At 69.9% G+C, this 15,695-nt stretch carries 14 protein-coding genes; 8 read left to right on the forward strand and 6 right to left on the reverse strand.

Annotated elements, in window-relative coordinates:
• From NL1_RS33495 to NL1_RS33510, 4 genes are all read left to right on the forward strand, one after another.
• Positions 1 to 844: vWA domain-containing protein (locus NL1_RS33495; protein WP_156095164.1), on the forward strand; the 844-nt coding region annotated here is incomplete at its 5' end.
• 58 nt (positions 845 to 902) lie between these two features.
• A complete protein-coding gene (gene cobO, locus NL1_RS33500; RefSeq protein WP_067848287.1) occupies positions 903 to 1,517 on the forward strand; it encodes a cob(I)yrinic acid a,c-diamide adenosyltransferase in 615 nt (204 codons plus the stop codon).
• Positions 1,518 to 1,554: 37 nt separating this feature from the next.
• Positions 1,555 to 3,048: a cobyrinic acid a,c-diamide synthase CobB gene (locus NL1_RS33505; protein WP_067848290.1), complete on the forward strand. Its 1,494-nt coding sequence runs from the start codon at positions 1,555 to 1,557 to the stop codon at positions 3,046 to 3,048.
• A complete protein-coding gene (locus tag NL1_RS33510) occupies positions 3,035 to 3,412 on the forward strand; it encodes a cobalamin biosynthesis protein (protein ID WP_067848293.1) in 378 nt (125 codons plus the stop codon). Before NL1_RS33505 ends, NL1_RS33510 begins: the two co-directional genes overlap by 14 nt.
• Positions 3,413 to 3,425: 13 nt before the next feature.
• On the opposite strand, the gene NL1_RS33515 is transcribed toward NL1_RS33510, so the two are convergent.
• Complete coding sequence (locus NL1_RS33515; protein WP_067848317.1) at positions 3,426 to 4,529, reverse strand: Rv3169 family protein; 1,104 nt, start codon at positions 4,527 to 4,529, stop codon at positions 3,426 to 3,428.
• Between the two features lie 8 nt (positions 4,530 to 4,537).
• Positions 4,538 to 5,668: a phosphotransferase family protein gene (locus NL1_RS33520; RefSeq protein WP_067848320.1), complete on the reverse strand. Its 1,131-nt coding sequence runs from the start codon at positions 5,666 to 5,668 to the stop codon at positions 4,538 to 4,540.
• A 337-nt stretch (positions 5,669 to 6,005) separates the two neighbouring features.
• Here NL1_RS33520 and NL1_RS33525 point away from each other — a divergent pair, with 337 nt between their 5' ends.
• The gene (locus NL1_RS33525) at positions 6,006 to 7,361 is read left to right on the forward strand and encodes a DoxX family protein (RefSeq protein WP_067848296.1); all 1,356 of its coding nucleotides are present in this window, start codon (positions 6,006 to 6,008) and stop codon (positions 7,359 to 7,361) included.
• A gap of 49 nt (positions 7,362 to 7,410) precedes the next feature.
• Here the strand turns inward: NL1_RS33525 and NL1_RS33530 are convergent, their stop codons facing one another.
• Complete coding sequence (locus tag NL1_RS33530) at positions 7,411 to 8,895, reverse strand: MDR family MFS transporter (RefSeq protein WP_067848299.1); 1,485 nt, start codon at positions 8,893 to 8,895, stop codon at positions 7,411 to 7,413.
• Positions 8,896 to 9,413: 518 nt separating this feature from the next.
• Here NL1_RS33530 and cobA point away from each other — a divergent pair.
• Together cobA and NL1_RS33545 are read left to right on the forward strand one after the other, a co-directional pair.
• Positions 9,414 to 10,616, forward strand: a complete 1,203-nt coding sequence (cobA, locus tag NL1_RS33540; RefSeq protein ID WP_067848323.1) for a uroporphyrinogen-III C-methyltransferase — start codon at positions 9,414 to 9,416, stop codon at positions 10,614 to 10,616.
• 52 nt (positions 10,617 to 10,668) lie between these two features.
• Positions 10,669 to 12,129 carry an MFS transporter gene (locus tag NL1_RS33545; protein ID WP_067848305.1) on the forward strand — a complete coding sequence of 487 codons (1,461 nt, stop codon included), beginning with the start codon at positions 10,669 to 10,671 and terminating at the stop codon, positions 12,127 to 12,129.
• 10 nt (positions 12,130 to 12,139) lie between these two features.
• On the opposite strand, the gene NL1_RS33550 is transcribed toward NL1_RS33545, so the two are convergent.
• Both NL1_RS33550 and NL1_RS33555 read right to left on the reverse strand, forming a co-directional pair.
• Positions 12,140 to 12,553 (reverse strand): PPOX class F420-dependent oxidoreductase, encoded by a 414-nt coding sequence (locus NL1_RS33550; RefSeq protein ID WP_067848326.1) that lies wholly within the window; start codon positions 12,551 to 12,553, stop codon positions 12,140 to 12,142.
• Positions 12,554 to 13,014: 461 nt separating this feature from the next.
• Positions 13,015 to 13,746 carry a DUF7873 family protein gene (locus NL1_RS33555; RefSeq protein ID WP_067848308.1) on the reverse strand — a complete coding sequence of 244 codons (732 nt, stop codon included), beginning with the start codon at positions 13,744 to 13,746 and terminating at the stop codon, positions 13,015 to 13,017.
• Between the two features lie 319 nt (positions 13,747 to 14,065).
• Between NL1_RS33555 and NL1_RS33560 the strand changes: the two genes are divergently transcribed.
• A complete protein-coding gene (locus NL1_RS33560; RefSeq protein WP_067848311.1) occupies positions 14,066 to 14,701 on the forward strand; it encodes an HD domain-containing protein in 636 nt (211 codons plus the stop codon).
• A 228-nt stretch (positions 14,702 to 14,929) separates the two neighbouring features.
• On the opposite strand, the gene yaaA is transcribed toward NL1_RS33560, so the two are convergent.
• Positions 14,930 to 15,673, reverse strand: a complete 744-nt coding sequence (yaaA, locus tag NL1_RS33565; protein ID WP_067848314.1) for a peroxide stress protein YaaA — start codon at positions 15,671 to 15,673, stop codon at positions 14,930 to 14,932.
• Positions 15,674 to 15,695: the final 22 nt, after the last annotated feature.

Below are 15,695 nucleotides of genomic sequence, written 5' to 3' on the forward strand. Positions count from 1 at the left end.
CCGCACGGGCACACCGAATCCCGGCTCCGCGAAGCCGCCGCGCTGGGAGGTGCCCGGTGTCGGCGAAGGTGCGCCGGGCCGCCGGTCCCGCGCCCAGACCAGGCACGGCCGGGTCGTCCGCTCCATCACCGAGACCACGGCGGGCCTACATTTGCTCGGCACCGTCTTCGCCGCCGCGCCGCACCAGCACGACAGGGGCCGGATCGACGGCCCCCTCGCCTTGGAAGCCGAGGACCTACGCGGCGCGTATCGCGAAGGGCGCGAAGGCAATCTGGTGGTTTTCGTGGTCGACGCGTCCGGCTCCATGGCGGCCAGGGACCGGCTGTCGGCCGTCACCGGCGCGGTGGTGAGTCTGCTGCGCGATGCGTACCAGCGCCGCGACAAGGTCGCCGTGATCACCGTGCGCGGCCAGGACGCCGAACTCGTGCTGCCACCGACTTCCTCGGTCGACATCGCGGTCCGCCGCCTCGAGGGTCTGCGCACCGGCGGCAAGACGCCGCTGGCCGCGGGCCTGCTGAAGGCGCGCGAGGTGATCCACCGGGAACGCGTGCGCGACCCGCGTCGTCGCCCGATGCTGGTGCTGCTCACCGACGGTCGCGCCACCGGCGGCGTCGATCCGGTGCCGCGCGCCCGCGCCGCCGCCGCGCTGCTCGCCAGGGACGCGGTCACCGCGATGGTGGTCGACTGCGAGCGGGGTATGGTGCGGCTCGGGCTGGCGACGGAATTGGCAAGCGTGCTGCGCGGCGGATACCTGCGGCTCGCGGAGTTGACCGGCTCGGCGGTCGCGGACATCGTCCGCGCCGGGTCCGGCGACGGTCCGGCGAGGTCTGCGCGCGCCGCCTGATCGCCGCGGCTCCGCGGGCCGAGAGCGAAGGTAGTTGTGGTGAGCACAAGGAGATTCGATGCCCAAGGGTGTGCCGGAGACGGTTCCGGACGATGGACTGACCACGCGGCAGCGGCGCAACCAGCCGGTGCTCGCGGTGCACACGGGTCCCGGTAAGGGGAAGTCGACCGCGGCGTTCGGGATGGCGCTGCGGGCCTGGAACCAGGGATTCGACGTCGCGGTCTTCCAGTTCGTGAAGAGCGCGAAGTGGAAGGTGGGCGAGGAGGCGGCGTTCCGCGCCCTCGGGCGGTTACACGAGGAGACCGGCGCGGGCGGCGCGGTGGAGTGGCACAAGATGGGCGAGGGCTGGTCCTGGACCCGCAAGCACGGCTCCGAGGAGGACCACGCGTCCGCCGCCCTGGCAGGCTGGCGGGAGATCGCGCGCAGGCTCGCCGCCGAACAGCACCGCTTCTACGTGCTCGACGAATTCACCTACCCGCTCAAGTGGGGCTGGGTCGACGTGGACGAGGTGGTCGAGACGCTGGCCGGGCGGCCCGGTAACCAGCACGTCGTCATCACCGGCCGCGACGCGCCGCAGGCGCTGATCGAGGCCGCCGACCTGGTGACCGAGATGACCAAGGTCAAGCACCCGATGGACGCGGGCCGCAAGGGGCAACGGGGGATCGAATGGTGAACCGGCGCAGCGTGTTCGCGCGCCGTCCGGTGGCGTGATGGGCGGCGTGCCAGCGGTCGTCATCGCCGCGCCCGCCTCCGGCAGCGGAAAGACCACGCTCGCCACGGGTTTGATCGGCGCGCTGCGGCGGGCGGGACATCGAGTGGCGCCGTTCAAGGTCGGGCCGGACTACATCGACCCCGGATACCACGGGCTCGCGGCGGGACGGCCCGGACGCAACCTCGACCCGGTGCTGGTCGGCGCGGACCGGGTGGCTCCGCTGTACCGCCACGGCGCCGCGGGCTGCGATCTCGCGGTGGTCGAAGGCGTGATGGGCCTGTTCGACGGCCGCATCGACGAGCACGAAACCGGCCCTGTCGCCGAAGGATCCACCGCCCAGGTGGCCGGCCTGCTCGGCGCGCCCGTGGTGCTGGTGGTGGACGCCCGCGGTCACAGCCAGAGCCTGGCCGCGCTGCTGCACGGCTTCGCCACCTTCGACAGCGGCGTGCGGCTCGGCGGCGTCATCCTCAATCGCGTCGGCAGCGAACGGCACGACCAGGTGCTGCGCGCCGCGTGCGCGCGGGTCGGGCTGCCCGTTCTCGGCTCGCTGCCCCGCATGGAAGCCCTCGAGGTGCCCTCCCGCCACCTAGGTTTGATTCCCGCCGTGGAGCACGGCGCGGCCGCGTCGGCGGCGGTGGCGGCGATGACGGAACTCGTTGCCGCCCACGTGGATCTGGCGGCCGTAGCGGCGCTCGCCCGGCCGACGCTCGACGGTGCCGCCTGGGATCCGATCGCGGCGGTGCGGGAAGTCGTCGCGGGCGATGCGGACTCGAGTCCCGGTTCACACGGTGCGGTCTCGGCCGCCCGAGTGGGGGCCTCGGAGCTCGCGGGCGGGCCTGCAGAGGGCGAGAAAAGCGGCCGCGGTCCCGTGATCGCCATGGCGGGCGGTCCCGCCTTCACCTTCGGCTATGCCGAGCATCGCGAACTGCTGACCGCGGCCGGGGCGCGCGTCGTCGTCTTCGACCCGCTGCGCGACGAACTGCCCACCGGCACAGCAGGTCTGGTGCTGCCCGGTGGATTCCCCGAGGAGCACGCCGCCGACCTCGCTGCCAACACACCCCTGCTCACCGCGGTCCGCGAGCACGCCGGGGCCGGGCTGCCGATCCACGCCGAGTGCGCGGGCCTGCTCTACCTCACCCGATCGCTCGACGGCCACGCCATGGCGGGAGTCGTCGACGCCGACGCCGAATTCGGCCCGCGCCTGACCCTCGGCTACCGGGACGCGGTGGCCTTGGCCGATTCCGCGCTGTGGCGAGCGGGCGAGCGGGTGCGCGGCCACGAATTCCACCGCACCAGACTCATCACCACCACCGCCACCGACGCCCCCGCCTGGGGCTGGCAAGACGGCACCGGCTCCCGCGTCCGAGAGGGCGCACTCGTCGGCCGCGTCCACGCCTCCTACCTGCACACCCACCCCGCCGGAAACCCGGCTGCGACAGCCCGTTTCGTCGCGGCCGCCAGCGACTACGCCCGCACCGATGCGCTGCGCTGAATTGCGTGCGGCGGTCGCGATCGGCGTCGGTATGCGACCGGGAGCGACTTCCACCGCGATCCTGACCGCCGTCCGGCATGTGCTGGACGACACGACTCTCGCCTGCCTCGCCACGATCGACCGGCGCGCCGACGAACCGGGTCTCCGCGCGGCGGCCGATGAACTGGGCGTTCCCGTGCGCACCTTCACCGCCGCCGAACTGGACGCCGTCGCGGTGCCCACTCCGGCGGCCCGCACCAAGGCGGCGGTGGGTGCGGCCGGTGTCGCCGAAGCCGCAGCCGTTCTCGCGGCCAAGGGAGGAGTTCTGGTGCGCGCCAAAACGATTCACGGCGAGGTCACGGTCGCGGTGGCGCGCCTCTCCTGACAGCGCACCGGAGTTACGGCGCCACGGATGACCAGTCCGCGAACCCCGTGGGATCGTGGCGGCCGAGGGAGGCGTGTTCGAACAGGCCCCAGCCTTCGGCGGAGCCGCACCGGGCGTGGGCCACGTGATCGATGACGCCGTAGGGGATGCGGGCGGCGATGGCGGGGTCGGTGAGGTCGTAGCGGCGGGATTCGGACCAGTCGCGGCCCTTCCACTGGCCGTGCAACCAGTCGGGGTCGCCGCCGTAGCCACAGCCGACGTGCAGCGGGACACCGGCGCTCGGGGTGATCTCGACCTCCAGCGACTTGCCGTCCGGGGTGGTGAGATCGAGCCGGGCAGCGACGGGAATCCTGGTGCCCGAACGGTATCGGATGGAGACCCGCGGCCAGCCGAGCTGTTCGGTGCGGCCGTCCGGCCAGATGCGCACCGCGTCGTTGAGGGTGCGTCTGCCGTCCGGTTCCTCCTGCACGATCACCACGATCGCGAAATCGTCGAAACGCAGCGGCACGTACAACCACCAGAAGCCGCCGGAGGGCTCGGCGGCCGCGCGTCCCGGCGGCTCCGTCTCGCCGACCGGCCGGATGCCCCAGGAGCGGTCCCGGGTGCCGGTCCACACCGCGGGATCGACCGCGATGTCCGCACCGTCCACGTTCAGCGTCCCCGCCCACGCACCGACCTGCGCGAAGCGGGACGCCTCGATGATGGGCCGGTTGCCGGTGAGAATCAGGTGCGGCTGTTCTTGCACGGTGGGGAAGGCCCCGGTCCAGGTCAGGTCGCAGCTCAGGTCGTTGTGCTCGCAGACGACGCGCAGCCGCTGCAGTGGTTCGAGCACCTCGATGCGGTAACCGCCGACCTTCATGTCCAGGCTGCGGTCGACGAGCGCGTCCGAGAACCGCACCGAGCGCACCTCGTCGCCGCGGCGCACGGCGAGGTAGGCGTCGGTCACCCCCAGGTTCGGGTAGACGCCGAGCCCGGTGATCAGCAGCGTCCCGCCGTCGCGGTCGTGGGCGTTGAAATAGCTGCGGTCGTAGAAGTTCCGGTCGCTGGTGCCGACCCGCGCCATCGAGAGCGGGGTCTGGTGGATGGGGTATTCGTCGAGAGGGGCGGGTGCGGCCATGGTGTTCCTCATGTCCAGTCGTAGGTTCCGTCGAGCAGCGCCTCGAGGCTTGCCCGGTGCATCACGTAGTCGTCCCGGTCGGGAGTGTCGGTGTCCTCGCCGAAGTGGATCATTCTGCGCTTGACCCTGGCCATCACGATCCCGTGCCGCAGTGCGGCGTAGACGAGGTAGAAGTCCAGGTCGCGCACCGTATAGCCGGTCAGCTCTTGGTATTTCGCCACCACTTCGGAGCGGCGCAGAAAGTCGGGAAGGCCCGGCTGATCGAAGCGGGTGGCGAGATCCTGGAAGAACCGGTGGATGAAGATGATCCAGGCGATGTCCAGCTCGCGCGGGCCCAAACCCGCCATCTCCCAGTCCAATATCGCGACCGGCTCGAATCCGTCGTAGATGATGTTGCCCGGACGGGAGTCGCCCCAGGACAGCACGTCCGGGCCGGGGTCGGCGGGCCAGTGCGCATCCAGCCAGTCGAAAGCGCGCTCGATCAACGGAATCGGGTACCCGTCGTCGGCCAGCGCCCAGCGGTACCACGCGCGATGCCAGTCCACGTGCCTGCGCAGCGCCTGGCCCGGTCCGTCCAGCATCGGGAACCGGCTCGCCGGATCCGGGATGGCGTGGATCTCGGCCAGCACGGCGAGCGTGTTGGCGGTGAGCAGCGCGCGTTCGGCGGGCTCGGCGTCGAACAGCCAGCCGTAGAAGACGTACGGCGGGTTGTCCGCCGGTACCCGTCCCTCGATCCGGCGCATCACGAAAAACGATGTGCCGAGCACGCTTTCGTCGGTCTCCAGCCAGCACAGCGGCGGCACCGGCACGTCGGTGGCGGCCGCGACCCCGGCCATCACGTGGTACTGCTTGGCCAGATCGTAGGTTTCGAAGACCGGGAAATCGGCGGCGGTGGGCGCCAGCCGCGCGACGAACGAGCCGCCCTCGTCCCGGCCGTTCACGCGCCATTCGGCATCGAAGAGCACCGAGGCGCTCGACATTCCCGAGCCCTGCGGCAGCGTCAGCTCGTGCACGCGCGGCGGCTCGTCGGCCGAGACCTTGCCCGCGAGCCAGCGCGACAGGTCCTCGGCGAGGCCCTCGAGATCGCGTTCGCTGATCGTGAGCTGGCGCCGCTCGGTGGGATCGGGATCGTCGGCCATCATCGTCCTCCTGTAGTCGAGCGGCGGGCCGCCCACCACCCGGCGCTTCCTCCCGGGATACGCGACTGTAACGCGTTCTAATTCGGTATCGCCGGGAATCATCGGGAATAGTTCGCTGACCGAACTCCGGGGTTGACAGGGGTAGCCATCATCCTTCTGGAGTATCCCGGCTACCCCGCGCGGCGGAGCCGGAAATCGGGATGTCGCCGGAAGCGCCGAGGCGGCCCGCACGGCTACCTTCCTCACGGCAAGTCGTCCAGGGCAGTGAGGAGGGATCCGTGCGGCTGAACTCCGCGTCCGCGGGTACGGCGGTGCCGAGTGCCGGCGAGGTGTCGCTGTGAACGCCATCGCTACGGAGGTCCGCGAACGAGACGGTGAGGACGTGGTCGATCCGTCGCTCCGGTGGTCGCTACCGGCCCGGATCGGCTTCCGGTTCTGCTTTACCTATTTGATGCTGTTCTGCCTGACGTTCGCGCAGATCCTGTTCGTCTTCGCCGGAGTCGCGATGCGTTGGCTGCCGGATTCGGCGATTCGGTGGCAGATGGAGGCGGTCGAGCCGGTGGCCCGGTGGACGGGCGAGCACGTCTTCGGCGTCGACGCGGTGATCCACGAGAGCGGCAGCGGTGATCAGACCATCATCTGGGTGCTGATCTTCTGCATGCTGGTCGTCGCGGCCGTCGGCACCGTGATTTGGACGGTGCTCGACCGCCGTCGCACCGACTACGCCGTCCTCGGCCGGTGGTTCGTCACCTTCCTGCGGCTGTGCCTCGGCGGGCAGATGCTGTGGTACGGCTTCGCCAAGGCGGTGCCGATCCAGATGCCCTACCCGTCGCTGACCACGCTGCTCGAGCCGTACGGCAACCTCAGCATGACCGATGTGCTGTGGAATCAGGTCGGCGCGTCGCCGTCGTACCAGGTGCTGCTCGGCATCGCGGAGGTGCTCGGCGGTCTGCTGCTTTTCTGGCCGCGCACGGCGACCGCCGGGGCGATGCTGAGCCTGGTGAGCATGGCGCAGGTCTTCGTGCTGAACATGACCTACGACGTGCCGGTCAAGATCCTGTCCTTCCACCTGATGCTGATATCGCTGGTGGTGCTGGCGCCGCAGGCCAGGCGCTTGGCGAATGTGCTTGTACTGGAACGGTCTTCGGAACCGGCTACGCAGCCGTCGCTATTCCGTTCGGTGCGGGCCAATCGGATCGCCGCCGCGTTGCAGGTGGCGCTCGGCCTGTGGACGTGCTCCGGCGCGGCCTGGAACGCATGGGACGCCTGGCACGAATACGGTTACGGCGCACCGAAACCCGCGCTCTACGGCATCTGGAACGTCACCGAGTTCACCGTGGACGGCCATCCGCTTCCGCCGCTGACCACCGAGCCGACCCGGTGGCAGCGCCTGGTGTTCGACACGTTCGCCACCAGCTATCAGCGTATGGACGGCACGTTCGTGCCCGCCCTCGCCGACGTCGACACCGGCGCGCGCACCCTCACCATGACCGCGCCGCCGACCGCGCCGGATTCCCAGCCGACGCGGGTGGCGACCTTCACCTTCGAGCGGCCCGAGCCCGGCAGGCTCGCCCTGCGCGGCGATCTGGGCGGCCGACCGGTCACGCTCACCCTGGAAGAGTTCGACCTGAACGAGTTCCCGTTGCGCGGCGAGCGGTTCCACTGGATCCAGGAAATCCCGAACTTGGGCTGATCGGTCGGCCCGGGGACTGACCCGGGCCGACCGCAGGTTCGCGGCGCGATCAGCCCTTGATCAGCTCGACCGCGGGCTCCTCGCCCTCGTCCGACTCCGCCGATGCCTCCTCCGGCTCCGCCGGTGCGTGAGAGCGGCTCGGCAGCAGGACCGCCATCACGATCACGACCAGCGCCAGCACGGCGGAGACCCCGAAGGCCAGGCTCATACCGTCGAGGTGGGCGGCGACGGGATCGGTGCCCTCCTCGATCAACTGGGTGCTGCGGGTGGACATGACGGTCACCACCAGGGCGGTGCCGAAGGCCGCGGCGACCTGCTGCAGCGTGCCGAGCATGGAGCTGCCGTGCGAGTAGAGGTGCATCGGGAGCGCGCCGAGACCCAGGGTGAACACGGGCGTGAAGGCCGCGGCCAGCGACACCATCATCAGGATGTGCAGGCCGAGCAACTGCCAGTACGGCATGGTCATCGAGATCTGCGTGAAACCGGCCAGGGACAGGGCGACACCGATCGAACCGGGGATCACCAGAACGCGGCCGCCGAAGCGGTCGAACAGGCGACCGACGGTCGGGCCGAGTAGACCCATGGCGAGACCGCCGGGCATGACGAGCAGGCCGGTCTCGAGCGGGCTGAGACCGCGCAGGTTCTGCAGGTACAGCGGCAGCAGAATCATCGAGCCGAGCATCGCGAGGAACGCGATCGACATGAGGATCAGCGCCTTGGTGTAGGTGCTGATCAACAGGATCCGCAGGTCGAGAAGCGGCGTGCCGGTGCGCTGCAGGCGCAGCTGACGGGCGGCGAACACGCCGATGAGCGCCAGTCCGGCGGCGACGATCAGCGCGGGGCCGGTCACGTTGCCGGACTCGAAACGGCTCAGGCCGTACACGAGGCTGCCGAATCCGACCGCGGCAAGCGCCACGCTGGACACGTCGATCGCGCCGGTCTGCCGTTCGCCGATGTTCTCCAGTCGCCGCAGCCCCAGCCAGGTGACCGCGCCGGCGATCGGCAGCACCAGCACGAACAGCCAGCGCCACGAGGCGACCTGAAGCACGAGTCCGGACAGGACCGGTCCCATCGCGGGCGCCACCGAGATGGCGAGGGTGACGTTGCCCATCACCCGCCCGCGATCCTGTTCCGGCACGACCGTCATGAGGGTGGTCATCAGCAGCGGCATCATGACCGCGGTGCCGCCGGCCTGGACGATCCGCCCGAGCAGCAACACCTCGAAGGCGGGCGCGACGGCGGACAGCGCGGTGCCCGCCAAGAAGACGCCCATCGCGATCGTGTAGGCGCGGCGAGTGGTGACCCGCTGGAGGAACCAGCCGGTGGCCGGGATGACCGCCGCCATGGTCAGCATGAACGCGGTGGACACCCACTGGGCCGACCGCTCGGTGACGTCCAGGTCGGCCATCAGGCGCGGGATAGCGTTGATCATGATGGTCTCGTTCAAGATCACCACGAAGGTCGCGAGCACCAAGAGCATGATGACGGTCGGCGTCCGCCGTCCGGTCGGACTGGCGGATGGGACGGCGGACATCGATTACCTCCGGTGGTGTTCGTGAAAAGAGATGACGTGTGGCCCGGTATCGAGTTATCGAGCCGTATCCCGATACCACACGAGATCAGACGAGAACGGTTGGCTCAACTCATCGGGCGCGCGCCAGTATTCCGCTCAGCACCGACAAAAAGCACCCGATTTTGCGGGGCTCTCGCTCGTTCGTGCCACGGAAACAGTCTGATCACCAGGCTCTTTCGACGGAGCGCTCTGACAATCGTGACGCTGGTCACGTCGCAGGTCTTCGTGGGCTCGGCCGGTCGGATGCCGGACGCCGCCCGCGCTGCGTCCGGTGGAATACCGGCGTATCGACCCGATTTCGCACCGAAGGTGGCGCGCCGCGGTGCGCTATCGCTCGGTTTCGGCGCGGTTTGCGGCGCTGCGTGCCGAAGCCCGGTGGACAGGCCGTAGGCTCGAACACTGTGCCGAATACGTCAGACAACACCGAGGAACAGGCGGAATCCCACGCCGCCGCCCAGCCAGCAGGCGATCCGAACTACCTGGTGGGGCTCGATCTGAACGGCCGCCGCGTCGTCGTGGTCGGCGGCGGCACGGTGGCCCAGCGCAGGCTCGGGCTGCTCATCGCCTCGGGCGCGGACGTGCACGTCATCAGCCGCGAGGTCACCCCGGCGGTCGAGGGCATGGCCACTTCCGGGCAACTCACCGTCACGCTGCGCGCCTATGCCGACGGCGATCTGGACGGCGCCTGGTACGCGATCGCCTGCACCGACGAACCGGAGACCAACGCCGCCGTCGTCGAGGAGGCCAACCGGCGCCGTATCTTCTGCGTGCGCGTAGACGTCGCCCGTCTCGGCACCGCGGTCACCCCTGCCACGGCCCGCTACGACGGGCTCACCCTCGGCGTGCTCGCCAGCGGGCAGCACCGCCGCTCGGCCGCGGTGCGCAACGCGCTGCTGGAAGCATTGCAATCCGGTGTGGTGACCGATGATTCGTCGCCGGTCGCCCCCGGCGTCGCGCTGGTCGGCGGCGGCCCCGGCGACCCCGACCTGATCACCGTGCGCGGCCGCAGGCTGCTGGCGCGGGCGAACCTGGTGGTCGCCGACCGCCTCGCGCCCCCGGAACTGCTCGCCGAACTCGGGCCCGACGTCGAGGTGGTCGACGCGGCCAAGATCCCGTACGGCCGCGCGATGGCGCAGGAGGCGATCAACGCCACGCTCATCGAGGGCGCGAAAGCGGGCAAGTTCGTGGTGCGGCTCAAGGGCGGCGACCCGTACGTGTTCGGCCGTGGCTACGAGGAGCTGGAGGCCTGCGTCGAGGCGGGCATTCCGGTGACCGTCGTCCCCGGCGTCACCAGCCCCATCTCGGTGCCCGCCGCCGCGGGCATCCCGGTGACCCACCGCGGCGTCACGCACGAATTCGTGGTGGTCAGCGGGCACGTCGCGCCGGACCATCCGGATTCGCTGGTGGACTGGCCCGCACTGGCCCGGCTGCGCGGCACGCTCGTGCTGATGATGGCGGTGGAGCGGATCGAGCAGTTCGCCACCGCGCTGCTGGACGGCGGACGCCCCGCCGACACCCCCGCGACCGTCATCCAGGAGGGCACACTGCGCACTCAGCGGGTGCTGCGCGCCGACCTCGGCACCGTGGCCGCGCGCGTCCGCGAGGAGGGCATCCGCCCGCCCGCGATCGTCGTGATCGGCCCGACCGCGGGATTCTCCGCGGAGCTCTCCCGTCAGAACTGACCACGGCTATCAATTACAGTGGCTCACTGTGCTCCAGAATCCCGCTGCGACGATGCAGTACCCGGTGACGCAGCGGGCCTTCGGGCTCGCAATCCTAGTTTTGAGCGGGCTGCAGCTCATGGTCGTGCTGGACGGCACGGTGGTGATCTTCGCGCTGCCGCGCTTGCAGGAACAGATGGGACTGACCAGCGCGGGCAGCGCATGGACGGTCACCTCCTACGGCCTCACCTTCGCCGGGCTCATGCTGCTCGGCGGCAGGCTCGGCGACGCGTTCGGCCGCAAACGCATGCTGATCTACGGTGTCGGCCTCTTCACGCTGGCCTCGCTGGCGTGCGGCCTCGCTCAGGGGCCCGCGATGCTGATCGGCTCCCGCGCGGTGCAGGGCGCCGGGGCCGCGGTCGCGGCGCCCGCCGCATTGGCCCTGGTGGCAACGACTTTCGCGCCGGGTAAGGCGCGGAATCAGGCGATCGCGATCGTCGGCTCGATGGTCGGTATCGGCTCGGTCGGCGGACTCGTGGTCGGCGGCGCGCTGACCCAGCTGTCGTGGCGGTGGATCTTCCTGATCAACGTGCCGATCGGCCTGCTCATCGTGCTCGGCGCGGTGTACTGCCTGGCCGACACCGGTCACCACCGCGTCACCCTCGACGTGCGCGGCGCCGTGCTCGGCACCCTGGCCTGCGCCGCCATCGTCTTCGGAGCCACCGAAGGGCCCGCGATGGGCTGGAGCAGCCCGGTCATCATCGGGTCGCTGATCGGTGGTGCGGTGCTGCTCGTGGTGTTCGTGCTCGCCGAGCGCAATGTCGACAACCCGCTGCTGCCGTGGTCGCTGTTCGGCAGCCGCGACCGCGTCACCACCTTCCTGCTGATCTTGCTCGCCGGCGGCGTACTCGGCGCGATGACGTACTTCGTCGCGCAGTTCCTGCAGAACGTCATCGGCTACGGACCGCTGGAGGCGGGCCTGGCGTCGATCCCGTTCACCATCGGCATCGGCGTCGGCGGCGCGCTTTCCTCGAAACTGGCGATGATGGTCGCCCCGCGCTGGCTGCTCGCGAGCTCGGCCGTGGTGCTCGCCCTCGGCCTGCTGTTCGGCTCGACGCTCGACCGCGACGTGACCTACCTGCCGACGCTGCTGATCCTGCTGATCGTCATCGGTTTCGGCGTCGGCGTCGCGATGGTGGTGGCGCCGCTGTGCGTGCTGGTCGGTGTGCCGCCCAACGACATCGGCCCGCTCGCCGCGGTGGGGCAGATGTTCATGAACCTGGGCACGCCGCTGGCGATCGGTGTGCTGACCCCGATCGCGGTGTCGCGCACGCTGTCGCTGGGCGGCAAGACCGGCAATGTCTCGGGTATGACCTCGGCGGAGATCGACGCGCTCGGCAGCGGGTACACGCTGGTGCTCGCGGTCTGCGCGGGCGTCGCCGTGGTGATCGGGTTGATCGCCCTGACGCTGCGCTTCACGCCGCAGCAGATCGCGCAGGCCCACCACGCCCAGGAAGAGTCGCAGCGAGCCTGAGCGCTGGGTTTCAGAACCGCCCGGCGACCTTGCGCGGGGTGACCCGGACGATGACCCGGGCGCCATCGTGCACCGAGGCCGGATTGAAGTCGGCGTACTTCTGGCCGGTGTACTTCAGCGAGAGCTCGTTGGGCAGGGTCTTGTCCGGGTCCGGCGTGAGGGTGGCGGTGCCGCGGATCTCGGCGTAGACGTAGGGGTTCTCGGGCGGGTTGATCAGCACGGTCACTCGCGGATCCCGTGCGAGATTCTTGGCCTGCTGACGCTCCACCGTGGTGGAGAACAGCAGGTCCTCGCCCTCGCGCTTCAACCAGATCACGGTGAGATGCGGTTGCCCGTTCGCGCCGACGGTGGCCACCGTCGCGAACACGTTCGATTCGTCGAGGTACTTCTTCAGATCGTCGGAGAGCACAGCTGTACCGGTCATGTCTCCCTGGAACACCCGGACGCGCCCGCGCATTCCCGGTGCGCCCGAATTCGCGTGCCGGACTCATTCGTCGCGGTATTCGATTGTCCCGGAACGGCTTCGGTGGAGTCGGCCGGAAACATGGAAGACCCGGGGGCTTTGCCCGCCCCCGGGTCTCGGTGTGCCGCCCATGTCGCCTACCGGTATCGGTGGGAACGGATCACTCTCACCGCGACGCGTCCTACGTTTGGACCACCTCCGCATGGGCGCGGAGAGCGGGTTTTGAACCCGCACCTCGTCGCTCCGCGTCCGGTCCTCGAGACCCGGTCGTCGGCGGCGAATACTCAATCTGGAGCGATAGTCTGAGGTTGCGCCACGGCCCGCCCGCGCGCGGCGTCCGGCCCGTGGGTTTCAGGCTGATCTTCAGGTTGAGCTTGCGCTCTTCGCGCATCCCCCGCGGCGCGGGGGAGTTCGTGGGTGTCTCAGCGGAACAGGTAGTCGAAGATCACCTTGCCGGTCTTGCGATCGGTGACCTCGGTGGCATTGGCCTCCTCGCGGGCGAACTTCACCGCCTGCGCCAGCTTCTCGATCCGGCCGACCACCTCGTTGACGCGCCGCGCGGGCAGCGCGCCGGAGAACTTCACCGTCGTCCAGTAGCCGACGGCGATGTCCTCGTAGTACACCTCGACCTGGGCCGGGTGCTTCTCGGTGGCCTCGGCCTTCACGTGGTTGCGCGGCACCTTCTTGGTGCGGATGGTGCGGACCGGCTCGGTGCGCCAGGTGTCCGAGGAATCGTCGAATCCCCAGGCCTCGGCGGCGTCGAGCACCGGGAGCCGCTTCACGAAGGCCAGCAGATCGGCGAGCTGCTTCTCCAGGAACAGCAGGTACGGCACCGGCACGTCGTCCAGTACGGTCTCGCCGTCCACGACCACGTCGGCCGCGGCGGTGCGATTCGCCCAGTCCTTGGTTGCGGTCACGTCGAAGAGCCGGGTCAGGGTGGCGGCGGTCTGCCGCAGCACCTCCTCCGACTTCACCTGGACGCGCGTCGCCTCCGGAGGAAGCTGCTCGCCCTCTTCGTCTTTCGGCTGGTAGACGCGGGAGATGCCGGCCAGCAGCGAGGGCTTCTGCAGCAGGTTCTGGGTCTCGGCGAGCTCGCGCAGCGCGCCGCTCTTCACGCCCTTCTCCACCGCGATGATCTGATTCAGCTTGGTCATTGGTCCTCCCCGTGGCGCCGCGATACTCGGAATGGTCGCAGCGCTCGATTGGTCGTCCGCGACGCCAGATTTCGGTAACCCCCCGTCGTCGCTGCGGCAACGGTACCGGTGCCGCAGCGGGGTCCGCATCCTATTTTCCGGGCGAGCGCCTCGGCGGGCTTTTCGTGTGCCGCGGTGGTGAATTGCATTGCGGGAAGCGTGTCGGCCGCGTGTGCTGTGTTGGCTCGGATCTTCGGGCGTGGTGGTCAGGTGTGCCACGGTGGTGAATCCCACTGCCGGAAGCATTGTCGGCGGCGGTGCGCCCGAGCAGACTGGGCGAATGTCCTCGGAGGTGGAGCGAGAGCTGCTCGAGCGCTGGATGACGTTGGCCGGGCGGGCGGCCGAGCCGGTCGGCGCCGACTTGGTGCACCGCTACAGCGAGCCGCACCGGCGATATCACACCGTCGAGCACTTGGCAGCCATGCTGCGCGTCATCGACGAGTTGATCGACCAAGCCGATGACGCGGCAGCCGTGCGCTACGCGGCGTTCTTCCACGACGCCGTCTACGCCGTCGACCGCGCCGACAACGAGGAGCGCAGCGCGGAACTGGCCGAGGCCGCGCTCGAGAAGCTCGGCGCGCCAACCGAACTCGTGCGGGAAGTCGGGCGGCTGGTGCGGCTCACGAAAACCCACGACCCCGCGCGAGAGGATCGCAACGGCGGGGTGCTCTGCGACGCCGATCTCGCGGTGCTGGCCGCCGATGAACCCGGCTACGCGGCGTACGCGGCGGCGGTCCGCGCCGAATACATCCACGTACCCGACGAACTGTATCGCGCGGGCCGCACCGCCGTCCTCGAAGGACTCGCCCGCCAGCCGCGCCTGTTCCACACCGAAATCGCCCGGGAGCGCTACGAATCCGCCGCCCGCGCCAACCTCCAGCGCGAACTCGCCACACTGGCCGAGCCACCCCACTGAGCCGCCTGCTTACCTCGCAGACCGTTCACACGCCTCGCAGGTGTTGTGAGCTCTGCGAGGCATGCGAACGGTCTGCGTAGCCGACCTTTCTGCGCCGCGCAGCCGCTTTGGGCGCACATATCGCCGAGTTGCTCAGCTGGGCCCTTGGTGGCACACACCGTTCGTACTCCTCGCAGGCGCGGTGCTGCTGTGCCGAGTGCGGACGCTGTGTGGCCGGGTTCGGCGGCCTCAGGTGATGATGAGAAGTTCGGTGGGGGAAGCGATTTCGGTGCGCAGACCGGCCTTCTCCGCGACCCGGGCCACGGCGCGGACGTCGGACGGTTCGGCGCGGGTGAGGACGAGGGCGCGGGCCAGCAGGCCCTTGTGGTGCTTGTTGAAATGACTCACCACGGTGCGGGTGCCGTCGGGGTGCTCGGTGAGGACGTTCGCGGTGATGGCGCCCGGGACGCGGCCGAGTTGCTGATAGGTGCCCGAGCGCAGGTCGACGACCAAGTCACCGGCGGCCTCGGCCACCAGGGCCTCGGGCAGGACGTCGCGCCAGATCGCCGACAGGGTGGGCAGGCCCGGCAGCTTGGAACCACCGGAGAGGCGGTAGGCGGGGATCGGGTCGCCCGCGCGCACCGCGCCGAACAGCGCCGAGCCGATGCCCAGCCGCGCGTACGCCTTGGCGCTTTGCGCCTTAGTGAAGGACTTCGCGTCCAGCGCGTCGTAGAGGACACCGGTGTAGCGCTCCAGCGCGGGCCGGGTCGCGGCTGTGCGGAGCGCCGCGTTCCTGGCGATCTCGGCGTCCGCCCCCTTGCCGAGCCCGAGCGCGGTGCGAGCGGCCTCGGGATCGGCGGCCAGCTGCACCAGTCCGGTCGCCAGCTTGTCCCGCACCGGCGTGAGCTGCGGCATCGCGAGAACATCCAGGTCGAGGGGCAGACCCGCGCCACCGTCGGACTTGGTTTCGGAAGGAGGTAGCAGCACCAGCACGAGGCGATACGGTACCGGCGCG

It is taken from the genome of Nocardia lijiangensis NBRC 108240 (assembly GCF_001613045.1).
In the GTDB taxonomy this organism is placed as follows: Bacteria; Actinomycetota; Actinomycetes; order Mycobacteriales; family Mycobacteriaceae; genus Nocardia; species Nocardia lijiangensis.